Genomic DNA, 14891 nt, shown 5'->3' on the forward strand with positions numbered 1-14891 from the left:
TCTTGTTCATGCGTGATTTCGACAGCCCCCGGTTGATCGCCGACATTGGCGGCACGTTTGCCCGCTTCGCCCTGGAAACCAGCTCGGGAGAGTTCGAGCACATCGCCTTGCTGCGATGCGCGGAACATGCGGACTTCCACGCTGCCGTGCGGTCCTACATGGATCGCCTGCCATCACGCCTGCACATCGCCCATGCCGCCATCGCGATTGCCAATCCGGTGGAAGGCGATCTGGTGCGCATGACCAACTACCACTGGCAGTTCTCGATCGAGGAAGCCCGCCAACGGCTGGGGCTGGAGACGCTGGTGGTGGTCAACGACTTCACCGCCCTGGCGATGGCCCTGCCGCGGCTGCGCGGCAGCGAGATCCGCCAGATCGGCGGCGGCGAGAGCCGGCCGCACAGCGTGATCGGCCTGCTGGGGTCGGGCTCGGGGCTGGGCGTGTCGGGACTGATTCCGGCGGGCGACGGCTGGATCTCGCTGGGCTCCGAGGGCGGCCACACCAACTTCGCCCCGCGCGACGAGCGTGAGATCGCGCTGCTGCGATTTGCCTGGGGCGAGTACGAGCATGTGTCCTTCGAGCGATTGCTCTCCGGTCCCGGCCTGGAGCTGATGTACCGCGCGATGGCCGACTACCTGAAACGCCCCGCGGAAGCGCTGACCGCGCCGGAGATCACCGCCCGGGCGCTGGAGGCGGCCGATCCGGTCAGCGAGGAAACGCTGGAGCTGTTCTGCACCCTGCTGGGCACCGCCGCCGCCAACCTGGCGGTGACGCTGGGAGCGCTGGGCGGGATCTACATCGGCGGCGGCATCGTGCCGCGACTGGGCGAGTATTTCGACCGCTCCCGGTTCCGCGCCCGCTTCGAGGACAAGGGCCGCTTCTCCGATTACGTCGCCGGCATTCCAACCTTCGTCATCACCGCGGAGCACGCGACGTTCAAGGGCGCATCGGCCATTCTGGAAGCGCAGTTGCGCAGCCTGCAGAACAGTGGCGGCGCGTCGGCCATCGTGGGCCAGATCCGGCGCGCGCGGGACGGCTTGTCGCCGGCGGAGCAACGGGTGGCCGACCATGTGCTGGCGCATTCGCGCAAGGTGCTGAACGACCCGATCGCCGAGATCGCCAAGGCCGCCAACGTCAGCCAGCCCACGGTGATTCGCTTCTGCCGCTCTCTGGGCTGCGAGGGGCTGTCCGACTTCAAGCTCCGACTCGCCTCCGGCCTCACCGGCACGGTGCCGGTCAGTCACAGCCAAGTCAAGCAGGACGACTCGATGGTCGAGCTGGGCGAGAAGGTGCTGGGCAACACCGCCTCCGCCATCCTGCAGGTCCGCAGCCAGCTCAACCGGGACATGATCGACCGCAGCATCGAGCTGCTGCTCGGCGCCTCGCGCATCGAGTTCTTTGCCATCGGCCATTACGGTGTGGTGGCACAGGATGCGCAGTTCAAGTTCCTGCGCCTGGGGGTGGCCTGCAATGCCTACACCGAACCGCGGCTGCAACTGCTGGCGGCCCAGACGCTCAAGCGCGGCGACGTGGCGGTCATCATCAGCAGCAGCGGCAAATTGCCGGAGCTGATTGCGGTCGCGGACGCGGCGCGCGAGCGCGGCGCCCATGTGCTGGCGATCACGGCCAGCCAGTCACCGCTGGCCAAGAAGGCGGATGCGAGCTTGATCGTCGATCACGTCGAGGACGTGGCCACCCACCTGCCGATGATCAGCCGGATTCTTCATCTGCTGGTGATCGACATGCTGGCCGTGGGCGTGGCCATGCGGCGCGATCCGGCCGGCCAGGCCCTGCGGGGCGCACCGGTGAAGGAGGAGCTGGATGAATCGCTCACCACCGAGGAAGCGCGCGCTGCTGCACGCCGCGCCGCGCCCGGCGTGAGCCTGGCCTCGCCGCTGTCCAAGTTGACGGCGCACAGTCGCTGAGTCGCTGAGTCGCTGAGTCGCTGAGTCGCTGAGTCGCGACTGCGCTGCGATGCAGCGCATCCAGCGCATCCGGCCTTTGGGGACGCGTCCGTCGACCCCAACCGGACCCACTTCACCGAGGGCGGACGGGGCCCCACAACGGCCGCCTACTTGAAGCGTTGGTCGTAGAACCAGGGGCGAAGCTTGGTGGCGGAAATCTGCTGCGCCTGAGCATGCCGGGGGTTGACCAGCACGTTGCACTCTTCCGGCACGATCACCGAGGGCACGACCAGCAGCGCGCTGTCCATCGACCGCAGCCTCGGCCCGCACGGTCGACGTTGTCAGCTCACGGCGGGCACTGCGGCGTTTCGTTCGGGAACGCGCGGCAGTGGTCGAAGCAGCGCTTCAGATCGTCGAGGTGGGGCCCGAAGTCGGCCAACGGCCGTTGGCCTACGCCACCCAATTCACCATCTGCGCCGCAGGAGCCACCTGCCGGCGTTAAAACAGCGCTTCGCTCACCGCACGCCCCGCCGATTGCCGCAGCGACGCGGCCCCCTCGCGTGGCCGCGCCGCAGCCCCTCGGGGGGCGGGCTCCGGCGGGCGAGACCCCGCCTTTCCGCGGCTCCCCTGCTCCAGCTTCAAGGCGGCGGATCCCGGCATCTCCGCGCGCATCGTCAGGCCCTGGCCGGGTGCCGCGCAATGGGGCGTCAGGCGCCAGCCGTGGGCGGTGGCAATTTCGGTGCAGATGGACAGCCCCAGACCCGCGCCCTCCTCCCGCCGGTCCGGCCCGCGCCAGAAGCGCTCGAAGAGCCGCGGCAGTTGGTCAGCCGTCACGCCCGGGCCCTGGTCGACCACGCTGAACCCGAGCCGCCCGACGGTGAGCGACACCACCGACCCCGGCGGGCTGTGCTGGATGGCGTTCTCCAGCAGGTTCTTGAGCAGGGTGAACAGCGCGCCGCGGTCCGCGCGCCAGTGCCGCAGGTCGTCGTCGATCCGCAAGCCGAGGTGCACCTCCCGACGCTCGCCGACCCGGCTCATGTAATCGAACACCTCCTGCAACGTCGCCCGCGGATCCAGCGTCTCGATGCGGTAGTTCTGCGGCTCGCTGACCTCCGCCAGCATCAGCAGTTGCTGCACCTGACGCGCCATGCGGTCGACATCGTCCAGCAGCAGCCGGCGATGCGCATCCTGCGGCCCCAACTCCACCTGCGCGCGGATCAAGGCGAGCGGCGTCTTCAGCTCATGCGCCGCGCTGGCGAGAAATTCCTGCTGGGTTCGGAAGCCGTTCTGCAGGCGGTCCAGCGCCTGGTTGAACGCGGTCACCAGTGGCCGGATCTCGGCCGGTTGCGCCTCGACCTGGATGCGCTCGTCCAGCGTGCGCGGCGTGATGCGCTGCGCGTCGGCCGAGGCATCGCGCAGCGGCTGCAGCGCGCGCTTGAGCGTGAGGTGGATGGTGACGAAAAAGATGATCAAGAACACGCCGCAGGTCGCCGCAATGCCGCGGCCCACTGCGGGAAGGCCGATGGAATCGCGCATCCGCAGCACCAGTCGGTCGCTGGTCGCGAACTGGAACATCCACGGGCGACCCGCATGGGTGAAGCGCACAGTGGCGCCATGCATGGCGATTCCGTTGCGGTGAAAGGCGAAGGAGCGGCGCTCGGGGTCGAAGGCTTCGCCTTCAGGAGCCAGCGCAAGGGACTGCGCCATCGGCTCGCTGCTGTGGATCACCCGGCCCGCACCGTCGAGGATGCGCATGGAGAGTTCCTCGGCCAGGCTGCTGAACAGCCACGGCTCGATCTTCGATTCATCCACGCCGACCGGCACGCCGTGCGCATCGAAGCGCAGGTGCTCGGCAATCGCTTCGGTGTAGTCCTCGATGCCGCTGTGCAGCAGACGCTGGCTGAAGCTCTGGGCCAGCATCAGCACCGCCACCGAGACAATGCCCACGCTCAGCGCCATGCCGGCCACGAACATGGTCAGCAAGCGGGCTCGCAGGCTACAGGGCCACCGGGTCTTCACGCAGCGCATAACCATGGCTCCTGATGTTGACGATCTGAAGGACCGAGCCCACCGCCAGCAGCTTGCGCCGCAGCCGGTGCAGCGCCACATCCAGGGCATTGGGCGTCACCGCCTCCGACAAACCCCAGGCGGCCGCCTCCAACGCACCGCGGCGCACGGTGCGGCCCTCGTGGCGAACCAGGCTCAGCAGGATCTGCAGTTCGGCGGGCGCCAGGGTGACGGTGTCGGTCTGGCAGGCGAGCAGGCCCTGATCCGGATGCAGCCGAATGTCGCCGTAGCCGGGCGACTCGGCCCGCAGGCCGGCGGGCCGGCGCATCAGCGCCCGCACCCGCGCCACCAGTTCCTCCATCGGAAAGGGCTTGGTGAGGTAGTCGTCGGCGCCGGCCTCCAGGCCTTCCACCCGGTCATGCAGAGCATCGCGGGCGGTCAGCATCAGGCAGGGCGTGGCCAGGCCGGCGGCGCGCAGCCGCTTGACCAGGGCCAGGCCGTCGCCATCGGGCAGGCCTCGGTCGACGACCATGGCCGCATAGTCCATGTCCCGCAGCGCCCGCCAGGCCGCCTCCAGTGACGGAAAGACATCCGTGGGGATGCCGGCGGCCTGCAGCGCCTGGCGAACGAGTTCGGCCAGCCGCGCATGGTCCTCGACCAGGGCGATGCGGTTCATGGCCGCGAGTTTAGAAGCGGTAGAGATAGCCCACCGCCACGCGCGAGAGGCTGCTGCGATCGACCAGGGGGCTGTCCTTGATCTCGTTGGGCAGGCCGGTGACGCTCAGGTCCAGGAACACCTGATGGCGGCCGCTGAGCGCGTAGTCCATGCGCAGGCCGCCTTCCAGCGTGGTGGCGGCCTTGCCGAGGTAGACCGGTCGATCGGCCAGCGCCTCATGCGCGCGCACGCCGAAGTAGTAGTCGACATACTTCTTGTCCAGCCATTGCGCGGCCACGCGCGGCGTCACGCCCACGCCGCCCAGCGCAAAGCGTCGCTCGACCTGCAACTGCAGCTTCTGGCCCTTGCTGTTGCCCGACAGGTCGGCCATCCAGTCCGCACTGACCTGCGCGATCGGGTTGCGCCAGGTCGCACCCGCGCCACCCCAGAAGCCGCCCTTGCGCTCGTCCATGCCGGCCAGACGCGGGGAGTCGCTGGCCTCGTAGCCGTCCATGTCGTACTTCAGGCGCAGGCCCGCGCTGAGCTGCTGCGTCGGGGTGAAGGCATGGCGCAAGAGCTTGAGATCGGCCGTGCCGCCCGCCACCCGCACCCAGCGGTTCTCGTAATACACCAGCGGCAGCACATTGGTTTTGCGCTCGGCGCCGGCATAGGGCTGCTGGCGCAGGCCCACGCCCAGTCCGAGCGCCCAGCCCGATCCGCCCTCGTCAGCGGCCTGGGCGGCTTCGCGCGGCTGGCCTTGCGCATGCGCCACGCCGGAGAACGCCGCACCGGCCACCAGGGCCGCCGTGGCGAACCAGGGCGTCAGCGCGCCCAGCGGCGATGCAGACGCAGGCGCTGAACGCCGGGACGGCAGCGCCCCTTGGCCGGAAGGCGCAGAGACGGCACGGCAGTCGGCGGGCACCAAGGGTGAAACCAAGGGCGAAGCCCGCAGGGAAGAAGGAGAGGTCGCAGTCACGGTGATTCCGGCAGTGGATGGGAGCCGCATGGTCGAGCCGCCGGTCTTACCGAAGTCTTACCCGTCAGGCCGGCTTCTCAGATTTTTGGAAGCACCAGAATCCGCCGTGGGCGGATGGCGCGCAGGCCGGGCGGTCGATAGATTGCGCGCTTCGAATCGACCTGCCTCCGGACGGATGACCGCGCTGCGGGGCCGAAGCCGAACGTGAGGCGCGGCAGCGCCGCGCCGTCCGTGCCGACGCTCATGTCCACCGTCCAACGGGCTCAAGCTCACATGACCCGTCCCCGCGCGCGCGCACCACGCCAACGCCAGCCAGATCACGTCGGCACCCGTTCTCCCCTCAGGCCGGGCTCGGATGCGGCCAGCCAGCCGGGCCGCCCGGCCCAACTCGTCGCACAGGCCCTGGCGGACCACAGCAACCAGGCACGGCAGCTGCGGCGGATGCAGGACCTGGCCGACCAGCATGCCGAGGCATCAGCAGGATCTGCGGCGCCGGTGCAGCGGATGCGGCTCTCGACGTCGAGCCGTTGGAACGATTTCGAGGCTGAGCAACAGCCCGTCACCGACTTCCCTCTCGTGTTCTCCATGGCCGTCGTCAATTTCGTGGATCAGGAGGGCATCACCTTCACCGGCGACCAGCCGGAAACCCTGGAGGTGCCCATGAGCTACAGCGTGGCCGGGTTCAGCCGGCAGGTCCAGGTCACGGCCAGCGAGATCGCCGCGATGCGCGAACAGATCAACGGACGCACGCAGGGAGGGCGCGCCCTGACTGCGAAAACCCACATGCGGGATGAGGGCGAAGACGATCTGAATCCTTCCGCATACACGAACAACTGCGGCTATTGCGTCCTGGCGAGCGTCCTGCATCTCGGCAACGCGAACCAGATCTTTGAATGGCTGACCGAAGCCGGTCTCAGCTCGGGCAGGCTCGCCGACGGCCTGGACCTCGAAAAGATGCAGGTCGCCCTCAGCCAGGTCGGCGTCCCGATGTCCAACATCATGAACGGACTCGACAACGGGGGCTTGCGCAACCAACTGGTCGTCGCTTGCCAAGAAGGCTTCTCGACAGCCATCGTGCACTTTCCCGCTCATTTTGTCGTGGCCAGAACGCGGGAGGTCGCTCAGGGCCACGTGATCGTGATCGAGGATCCGCAATTGCGGGAGTCATGGAACTTCGACCTGCTTCCTGAAACCGTGTTCTCACTGTTCACGCTGCAGGAACCTTGACGGAGGTCGCGGAGGCCCGCCTCCCACTGTCGACGCGGACCGCTCATCCCAGTCGGAAGATGGCGATCGCGGTCGACAGCCGCTTGGACTGATCCTTGAGGCTCTCCGCCGCGGAAGCAGCCTCCTCCACCAGCGCGGCGTTCTGCTGCGTCATCTGATCGAGGTGCCCGACGGCCGCATTCACCTGGTCGATGCCCTCGCTCTGCTCGCGGGAGGCGGCACTGATCTCGGCAATGATGTCGGTGACCCGCTGCACACTGGTGACGATGTCGGTCATCGTGGTGCCGGCGTCCTGCACCAGCCGGGAGCCGGACTCCACCCGCTCCACGCTGGCGGCAATCAGCGTCTTGATCTGCTTGGCCGCCTCGGCGCTTCGCTGCGCGAGCGAGCGCACCTCGCTGGCCACCACCGCGAACCCTCGGCCCTGCTCGCCCGCCCGTGCAGCCTCCACCGCCGCATTCAGCGCCAGGATGTTGGTCTGGAAGGCAATGCCGTCGATCACACCGATGATGTCGCCGATCTTGCGCGAACTGTCGCTGATGTCACCCATGGTCGATACCACTTGACCCATCACCTCACCGCCGCGCTGCGCGTTGGTGGCGGCCGAGCTGACCAGCTGGTTGGCGGTGGTGGCCGCGTCTGCGGTCTGCCGCACGGTGCCGGTGAGCTCGGTCAGCGAGGCGGCGGCTTCCTCCAGGTTGGAGGCGGTCTGCTCGGTGCGGGCCGAGAGGTCCATGTTGCCCGAGGCGATCTCGGCGCTGGCGGTGGTGATGCTGTCGGTGGAGCCCCGGACCTCGCCGATCAGGCGCTGCAAGGAGGCCTGCATCTTCTGCAGCGCGCGCAGCAGTTGGCCGGTCTCATCATTGCCGACCACCCGGATCTGACGGCTCAGGTCGAAGTTCGCAATCGCATCGGCCACCAGTGCGGCTTCATGCAGCGGTCGGGTGATGGACCGGCTCAGCCACACGGCCAGCGCCCCGCCGGTCAGCAGCGAGAACACGCCGAACACCACCAGGGCGATGCGGGCCCGGCTGTTGGTCTCCACCACCGCCAGCATGGCCGCATCCAACTGGTCGCGTTGCTGCTGGACGATGTCGCGGATGCCGTCCAGGTAAGCCGTGGAGGCGGCTTGGAACTGCTGCTCGAACAGTTGCTTGGCCTTGTCGGTCTCGCCACTCTTCTTGAGCGCCGTGATGGTGTCGCGCAGGTTGATGAAGGTCTTTCGCAGCTCGACGACCTTGTCGTAGCTGGCACGCTCCTGCGGTGTGGTGAGCAGCTTGTCGAGCCTTTGCTGCAACTCGGTGGAGATGCGGGTGGCCTCGGTGGCCTGCGCACTGAAGAAGGTCGCCAGGGTGGGATCATTGCTCGCCGCGATGGCGGTCGTGCGTGTGGCGCCATTGAAGACGTTGCGATACCAGTCGGCGGCCGTGCGTTCGGTCACCAGCGAACTGCGATACATGTCCTCGGTCTCGGCCGCCACCCGACGCAATCCCCAGTACCCGAGCGCCGAACCGATCAAGGCGATCAACAGCACCAACGCCTGCACCAGGAGCAGTCGCCTGGCGATGGACTGCCCCCCGGAGGCGGCGGGAGGCGACAGCGACGCGCCAGACATTGAAGCGGTGAAGGCGGATGGACCCGACATGCGATGCTCCTTTTGCGTTCGCCCTAACGGGCGGCGTACGGTCATCTTGGCACGGGGGTGTGAACCGCGCCATCACTGCATGCAGCGACGGACCGGTCAAAGTGCGCAGAAATTCGAATCCATGGCCTGGCATTGCGGCGATCCGGCCCCGTGGCAGGCCTCGACCACCGACCGCTTCACACTTTGTTCCCGACAGGCGCCATCCGGCTGATATACGCTTGCTCCCGGCGACATCGACCCTCCACGGGATCCCGTTGACGGGGCGGTCGGTGACCCGCCGCCTGAACTTCTTTCGACACCAATGTCCTTCGATCACCTCCGCCCTGGTGCCTTCATGCGCAACACCCCTCGCTTCGCCTCGCTGCTGCTCTCCGCTTCCCTCGCGACGTCGCTCGCCGCACTGTGCCTGCCGGCAGGTGCCGAGAGCATTGCCTCTTCAGCCTCCAGCGCCGGATCGGCCTCGTCGGGGAGCGTGTCCGATTCGTTGGAGAACTCCAGCAACAGCTCCAGCAAGGACAAGAAGGTCGCCCAGGGCGAATACCAGGTGATCGCTGCCGCGCCCGCCCAGGGCCGCCCGGACACCACGCGGCTGCAACTGCGGTCGACCGACCCGATGGTCGCAGCCGAGTTCTATCTGCTGGTGCCCAGCCGCGCGATGGGTGGCCGTCCGCTTCATGCCGGCGACAAGGTGATGGCCGCGCAGCGCGACTACGGCTTCGAGTTCGCCCGCGCGGAAAACCGCGAGCCCTTCTTCCTGGTGCTGAACGACGACTGGCACCGCGAACTGCAGTCGCATCCGGTGACCTTGTGAGCCTGCGAGCGGACGCCGCTGCCGCGTCCTGCATCGACGAACCGCGTCGCCGATCGACCGAGGGAAAGCGCCGACAGGGCCGGCGGGCGCTGGGTCTGCTCGTGGGCGTCGGGCTCATGCTCAGCGGCCTGAATGCCGGCGCTGCGGTCTTCTGCGACCGCCCGTCCGACCTCAACGCCATCGACCAGGATCGCCAGCTGCGGCTGGTGGCCGAGGTCAAGCGGGTGTTGCAGCAGGCGGGACCGGCAGCCGCGCTGGTGTCCCGCTCCGGCACCGACCTGGATCGCTTCAACATCCGGTACTCCCATGCCGGACTGGCACTGCGCGACAGTGCCAATGGCGCGTGGTCGGTGCGCCAGCTCTACTACGCCTGTGACGAGTCACGGCCCCGTCTGTTCGACCAGGGCCTCACCGGCTTCCTCATGAGCGCCGGCAAGATCGAGCCGACTCGGCTGTCGATGGTGTTGCTCCCGCCGGAGCCCGCGCAGCGACTGGCCACCTTGGCGTTGGACAACCGCCGAGCGCTCGCACTGCTGGCGCCGCAGTACAGCGCCAACGCGTATGCCTTCAGCACCCGCTACCAGAACTGCAACCAATGGGTGGCCGAACTCATGGCCAGCGCCTGGAGCGGTGAGCCCCCCGACGACCGGCCCGCGGCGCAGCAGCGCCTGTCGGCCTTGGGCTATGAACCCGAGGCGGTGCGCATCCCCTCGCACAGCCTGATGTTCGCGGCCCAGTTCGTGCCGCTGGTGCATCTGGACGATCACCCGATCGACGACCTCTACGCACTGCGCATGCGGGTGTCGACGCCCGCATCGCTCGAGGCCTTCGCACACCGTCTCGCGCCCGAGGCCGAGCGGGTGGAGCTTTGCGCCACTGCCGACCGCCTGGTGGTGCGCCGCGGGTGGCAGCCGCTGGACGCCTCCTGCATGCCCGGGGCAATGGACCAGATCATCGCCCTGCGCGACTGATCGCGCCGCGCCTTCGACGCCACGACCTCGCGGGGTGGCACCACCATGCGGCCCCTCCCCCGTTGGTGGGAGCGCGCCCGCGGCGCTTCGGTGGCAACCTGCGAAGCAACAAACAAGCACGGGGACAACAACAGGACGACGACCCGCACAGCCAGCGTGGCAAAAGCCGCGACGACCTGCCGCACCGATGACGCGGACTGCGCCTTGTCGCATCGTGTCGTGTCGCAACGCATCGTGTCGCATCGCATCGTGTCGCATCGCACGGCCCTGCCCTGCCCTGCACTGCACCTCCTGCGCTGCGCCGATGGCGTTGGACAGCGCCGCGGACACTGTCCTCAGCGCACGGCGTACGTCGCCGATGGCGGCGACAGCGTCGGCTGGGCGGCGCGACATTCGCCCCGCAATGTGGCTTACGTCATTTGACCGGGCCACGCGCCGACACCACACTGCCGGCGGCTCGCGGAAGTCGTGGCGGGTCAGGCATCGTCCAGGGATGCATGAGGAGCCTTCGGGACTTGTGACGCGCGCCATTCAAAGAGCGGGCGCACAGGACGGGCACCTCGGCATCGACCTTCGGGCGACCGATCTTCGGGAACAGCATCTGCGTGTGATTGTTGGCGCATCACGCTGTAGGGATCGGTATCTTCCGTTATTCGCGTGTGTATCTCGTCGCTAAGATCTTCTTCAGGTTGGGAACACAACGCAGCGCGTAGAGGGAAACGAGATGAAGGCCAAATGGCTGTTGGCTTCGGGTCTGTGGATGGCAGCGATGAGCGTGTCCATGCATGCGGTGGCCCAGGTGCCCTATGTGTTCACCTACAACCCGGGGCCCTCGTACGGCACCAAGTGGATGGCCAAGGTGTCCGATGGTGCGGTGGAGTCGTCCGCCTCGGTGCTGAATGGCGCACCCCGCCCGGTGTGGGCGCGGATCTGCTACAGCATCGGCCCGTCCGACAGCACGGTCACCGTGTATGCGCAATCGGGCAATGGCCCGGTGCAGTCGTCGGAGGTCGCCTGGGGTGGCTGTGCCGATGTCTTCGGCACCAGCGTCTGGATCGGCAATCCCTATCCCCAAGTCGTCGGCGGCTATTACGGCATTGCGCCGGCCACTCCCGCACCCTAACCCTGAATTCCGGTTCGACTGCGGCGCAGCCGGGCCGTCTTTGCCTGTTCATCAGAACAATTTCGGAGGAATCCATGCCTGCTACTACCCTCGCACGTTCCGTGCTGAAGTCCGCCCTGGTGCTGTCGCCGCTGCTGCTGGCCGGCTGCCTGGCCACCGCGCCCACCATGGGCGAGAACAAGGGCACCGTGTCCGGCGCGGCCGGCGGTGCGCAGGCGGAAAACCAGAACAGCAAGCTCGAGCACTGCGACGAGACGCTGGGCACGCTGGCCATGTTCGAGGATCCGCAAGCCCCGTGGTGGTCGCAGATGCGCGAACGCCAGCTCGGCTCGACCCTGCCCGTGCTGCGCCTGATGGTTCAGCAAAGCAATTGCTTCGTGATCGTGGAACGCGGCAAGGCCTTCGCCAACATGGAGCGCGAGCGCGCGCTGATGCAGTCTGGTGAGACCCGCGCGGGCAGCAACTTCGGCCAGGGCCAGATCGTGGCAGCGGACTACACCATGAGCCCCGAGATCCAGTTCGCCGGCAAGACCGGCGGCGCGGGCGGCGGCATCGGGACCGGCGCCATCGGCCTGATCACGGCGGTGGCGGCCAACATGAGCCAGAACGAAGCCTCGACCACGCTGCTGCTGGTGGACAACCGTTCGGGCGTGCAGATCGCTGCCGCCGAAGGCACCGGCAAGAACTTCGACTTCGGCTTCTTCGGTGGCAGCCTGTTCGGCAACAGCGCGGTCGCGGGCGGTGCCTATGCCAAGACCCCAGCGGGCAAGGTCGTCACTGCGGCGTTTGCGGACTCCTTCAACCAGATGGTGAAGGCCCTGCGCAACTACAAGGCGCAACAGGTCAAGGGTGGCCTGGGCACCGGTGGCCGCCTGGGCGTGTCCGGCGGATCGACCGCAGCGTCCAAGGAAGCCGACCAGCAAGCCGCTCCGGCCGCCACCCCCACCAAGAAGCCGGCCGCCGCCGCCAAGCCGAAGACGACCACCAAGTCGACGCCGGCCACCGGGACCGGCACGAAGTAATTGCGCCGGCGGGGCCGCTGCGAACGCGCAGGCCCTCGCATGATGGATCACCGACATCGCCCGATGCGCCTCAGCGGGATGAGGCGGGTCCGGCGATGTCGGCGCTTTCCGAGCCCGCATCGCCGCGTCGTCCAGAGGATCGCAACGCCCTGATGGGCGCGGCGCAGCGGCGGGTGAAGCCGACGCCACAACCTGATCGCCGCTGTTTCCTCGCCTTGCACATGCGGACCGCCACCGATGCCAGGCGGTTCGACGCTGTGATTCAATCGCGATCGTTCAGGCCCTGTCCCGGGGCCGTTGCGCCATGGAGATCCTGATGACCGGCCTTCGCTTCCTTGCTGTCCTGATCATTGCGGCCGGTGTCGCGGGTTTGATCTATCCCAGCTTCAGCTACACCAAGGACAGCTCCGAGGTGAAGCTCGGACCGTTGGAGTTCACCGTCAAGGACAAGGAGACGGTGAAGGTGCCCGTCTGGGCCAGCGCAGGCGCGATCGCGGTGGGCGTGGTGCTCCTGTTGGTGGGCGGTCGCAAGCGTTGATCGACCCGACGCTCAGCGTGCCGGAGGCCAGCACCGGCCTATCGCACCAGCGCCTTGGCGATCTGGCCCAAGGTCGCCAGCGCCTCCACCACCTGGGTGTGGTCGGGATGCCCGAAATTGAGCCGCAGGTGATGGGTGAAGCGTTGATCGGCTGAGAACAGATGCCCCGGCGCAATGCCGATGTCATGCGACAGGGCCACCCGGTGCAGCTCCAGCGCGTCGATCTCGGCGGGCAATTCGACCCAGACGAAATAGCCGCCCTCTGGCTGAGTGACACGGGTGCCTGGCGGAAAGCGCTTGGCAATGGTCCTCAGCACGAGTTGACGATTCGTGACCAGTGCTTGCCGAAGCTGCCGCAGATGCCGGTCGTAGCCGCCCCGTCGGAGGTACTCGCTCAAGCCCTCCTGCATCGGCACCGGGGTCGCCAGGGAACTCATGAGCTTGCGACGGCTGACGTCCCTCGCGAAGCGGCCCGCAGCAGCCCAGCCGACGCGAAATCCCGGCGCCAGCGATTTCGAGAAGGAACTGCAGTGCAGCACCAGGCCGGCTTGGTCCCAGGTCTTCGCCGGCCGCGGGCGGGGACCGAAATACAGCTCACCGTAGACATCGTCCTCGATCAGCGGAATCTGGTGCTCGGCGAGCAGCGCCACCAACGCCGCCTTGGCCGCATCGGGCATGAGGCTGCCCAGCGGGTTCTGAAAATTCGGCATCAGCCAGCACGCCTTGACGGGATGGCGTTCGACGATGGACGCCAGCGCCGCCACATCCACGCCGGTGCGCGCGTGCGTCGCGACCTCGACCGCCCTGAGCCCGCGCCGCTCCAGAGCCTGCAACGCGCCATAGAAGGTCGGTGACTCGATGGCGACGAGGTCTCCCGGTTGGGTGACCGCCTCCAGGCACAGGTTCAGGGCTTCCATCGCGCCGTTGGTCACGACGACCTCATCCGCGTCGACCTTGCATCCCGCACCGAGGTAGCGCAGACCGATCTGGCGGCGCAGTTCGGCGCTGCCCGGCGAGAGGTCCTCGACGGTGCGCCACGGGTCGAGCCCGCGCGCCGCCTTGCCCAGCGCCAATGCCAGTTTGTCCAGCGGGAACAGGGTCGGACTCGGGAATGCCGAACCCAGCGGCACGACGGCCCGGTTGCGCGACAGGCCGAGCACCTGGAACACCAACTCGGACACCTCGACGCTTCTTTCCTCGGCCAACGGCTGCGACGCGTGAGGCTCGGGGTGCGGCACCGCCGCCTGGCTGACGAAGTAACCCGATCGCGGCCGCGCCTCGATCAAGCCGCGCGCTTCCAGAAGGTAGTAGGCCTGGAAGACGGTCGAGGCGCTCACACCCCGGTCCTTGCTCGCTTCGCGGACCGAGGGCAGGCGGTCTCCCGGGCGCAGTTGGCCGGCGGCGATGGACGCCGCCAGATCATCGGCAAGGACTTCGTAGCGCTTCATGAGGGGGCGGCTGATCGGCCCTGTTGCGTGGACCGAGCGCACTGTACGGGCAACCGCCTGCCGAGGGAGAATGCCCGCTCTGTTCCGCATCTGATCCGGTGTTTTTTCCAGGATCTGAATCTGTTTTTCTTCCATCCCCGAGCGCACAGTGCTGACCTGAAAGAGAGCGCGCCGAGCCGTTGACCACGCGATCGTCTGGGCCTGGAATCTGGGGGTCTCGCCCCGCCCGATGGATCGTGTCAAGTCATCGCCAAGAGGCGTCGAAAATCATGGAATGGATTCCTGCAGTCTTCATTGTGTTCAAGGTACTGGTGCTGGGCATTGGCATGTTCGTCGCCGTCAAGTGGCACTACGACCAAGGCAAAAAGCACAAGGGGGCGGCGAAGCAGCGCGCGGTCCTGCGCGCCGGGGGCGTCGCGGTCGTCGTCTTCGTGCTGTTGCTCGCGGGCCTGCTGTTCTTGACCTTCAGCCTGGGCAGGATGCTGGGCTTGGACTTGAATTTCTGATGCGGTGAAGGCACGGCGCCGCGCAGATCGTCGATGTGCCGATGCGCCGACGCGCCGA

The 14891-nt window shown here is 67.6% G+C and carries 16 protein-coding genes; 9 read left to right on the forward strand and 7 right to left on the reverse strand.

Annotated elements, in window-relative coordinates:
- Positions 1 to 8: 8 nt before the first annotated feature.
- Positions 9 to 1925: a glucokinase gene (locus tag N4261_RS18000; RefSeq protein ID WP_261756655.1), complete on the forward strand. Its 1917-nt coding sequence runs from the start codon at positions 9 to 11 to the stop codon at positions 1923 to 1925.
- Between the two features lie 146 nt (positions 1926 to 2071).
- Here N4261_RS18000 and N4261_RS18005 read toward each other — a convergent pair whose 3' ends face one another.
- The 5 genes from N4261_RS18005 to N4261_RS18025 form a co-directional block, all read right to left on the reverse strand.
- Positions 2072 to 2212 carry an RES family NAD+ phosphorylase gene (locus N4261_RS18005; RefSeq protein ID WP_261756656.1) on the reverse strand — a complete coding sequence of 47 codons (141 nt, stop codon included), beginning with the start codon at positions 2210 to 2212 and terminating at the stop codon, positions 2072 to 2074.
- Between the two features lie 190 nt (positions 2213 to 2402).
- Positions 2403 to 3878, reverse strand: a complete 1476-nt coding sequence (locus tag N4261_RS18010; RefSeq protein WP_261760760.1) for a sensor histidine kinase — start codon at positions 3876 to 3878, stop codon at positions 2403 to 2405.
- A gap of 22 nt (positions 3879 to 3900) precedes the next feature.
- Positions 3901 to 4587: a response regulator transcription factor gene (locus N4261_RS18015; protein ID WP_261756657.1), complete on the reverse strand. Its 687-nt coding sequence runs from the start codon at positions 4585 to 4587 to the stop codon at positions 3901 to 3903.
- Positions 4588 to 4597: 10 nt separating this feature from the next.
- Positions 4598 to 5542 (reverse strand): MipA/OmpV family protein, encoded by a 945-nt coding sequence (locus N4261_RS18020; RefSeq protein ID WP_261756658.1) that lies wholly within the window; start codon positions 5540 to 5542, stop codon positions 4598 to 4600.
- Between the two features lie 77 nt (positions 5543 to 5619).
- A complete protein-coding gene (locus N4261_RS18025) occupies positions 5620 to 5787 on the reverse strand; it encodes a hypothetical protein (RefSeq protein ID WP_261756659.1) in 168 nt (55 codons plus the stop codon).
- 28 nt (positions 5788 to 5815) lie between these two features.
- Here N4261_RS18025 and N4261_RS18030 point away from each other — a divergent pair, with 28 nt between their 5' ends.
- A complete protein-coding gene (locus N4261_RS18030; protein WP_261756660.1) occupies positions 5816 to 6769 on the forward strand; it encodes a hypothetical protein in 954 nt (317 codons plus the stop codon).
- A gap of 43 nt (positions 6770 to 6812) precedes the next feature.
- On the opposite strand, the gene N4261_RS18035 is transcribed toward N4261_RS18030, so the two are convergent.
- Positions 6813 to 8414: a methyl-accepting chemotaxis protein gene (locus tag N4261_RS18035; RefSeq protein WP_290428830.1), complete on the reverse strand. Its 1602-nt coding sequence runs from the start codon at positions 8412 to 8414 to the stop codon at positions 6813 to 6815.
- A gap of 334 nt (positions 8415 to 8748) precedes the next feature.
- Between N4261_RS18035 and N4261_RS18040 the strand changes: the two genes are divergently transcribed.
- The 6 genes from N4261_RS18040 to N4261_RS18065 all read left to right on the forward strand — a co-directional run bounded on the left by N4261_RS18040 (position 8749) and on the right by N4261_RS18065 (position 12879).
- Positions 8749 to 9225, forward strand: coding sequence for a hypothetical protein (locus N4261_RS18040; protein ID WP_261756661.1), 477 nt, complete (start codon positions 8749 to 8751; stop codon positions 9223 to 9225).
- The gene (locus N4261_RS18045; RefSeq protein ID WP_261756662.1) at positions 9222 to 10196 is read left to right on the forward strand and encodes a DUF2145 domain-containing protein; all 975 of its coding nucleotides are present in this window, start codon (positions 9222 to 9224) and stop codon (positions 10194 to 10196) included. Before N4261_RS18040 ends, N4261_RS18045 begins: the two co-directional genes overlap by 4 nt.
- Positions 10197 to 10352: 156 nt before the next feature.
- A complete protein-coding gene (locus N4261_RS18050) occupies positions 10353 to 10619 on the forward strand; it encodes a hypothetical protein (protein WP_261756663.1) in 267 nt (88 codons plus the stop codon).
- Positions 10620 to 10920: 301 nt separating this feature from the next.
- Positions 10921 to 11319, forward strand: coding sequence for a hypothetical protein (locus N4261_RS18055; RefSeq protein WP_261756664.1), 399 nt, complete (start codon positions 10921 to 10923; stop codon positions 11317 to 11319).
- A gap of 74 nt (positions 11320 to 11393) precedes the next feature.
- Positions 11394 to 12341 (forward strand): CsgG/HfaB family protein, encoded by a 948-nt coding sequence (locus N4261_RS18060; protein WP_261756665.1) that lies wholly within the window; start codon positions 11394 to 11396, stop codon positions 12339 to 12341.
- Positions 12342 to 12657: 316 nt separating this feature from the next.
- Entirely contained in the window at positions 12658 to 12879 is a 222-nt protein-coding gene (locus N4261_RS18065) for a hypothetical protein (RefSeq protein WP_261756666.1), read from the forward strand.
- Between the two features lie 38 nt (positions 12880 to 12917).
- On the opposite strand, the gene N4261_RS18070 is transcribed toward N4261_RS18065, so the two are convergent.
- On the reverse strand, positions 12918 to 14327 hold the full coding sequence (locus tag N4261_RS18070; RefSeq protein WP_261756667.1) for an aminotransferase-like domain-containing protein: 1410 nt from the start codon (positions 14325 to 14327) through the stop codon (positions 12918 to 12920).
- 269 nt (positions 14328 to 14596) lie between these two features.
- Here N4261_RS18070 and N4261_RS18075 point away from each other — a divergent pair, with 269 nt between their 5' ends.
- A complete protein-coding gene (locus N4261_RS18075; RefSeq protein ID WP_261756668.1) occupies positions 14597 to 14833 on the forward strand; it encodes a hypothetical protein in 237 nt (78 codons plus the stop codon).
- Positions 14834 to 14891: the final 58 nt, after the last annotated feature.

The organism is Roseateles amylovorans, assembly GCF_025398155.2.
Taxonomy (GTDB): Bacteria; Pseudomonadota; Gammaproteobacteria; order Burkholderiales; family Burkholderiaceae_C; genus Roseateles; species Roseateles amylovorans.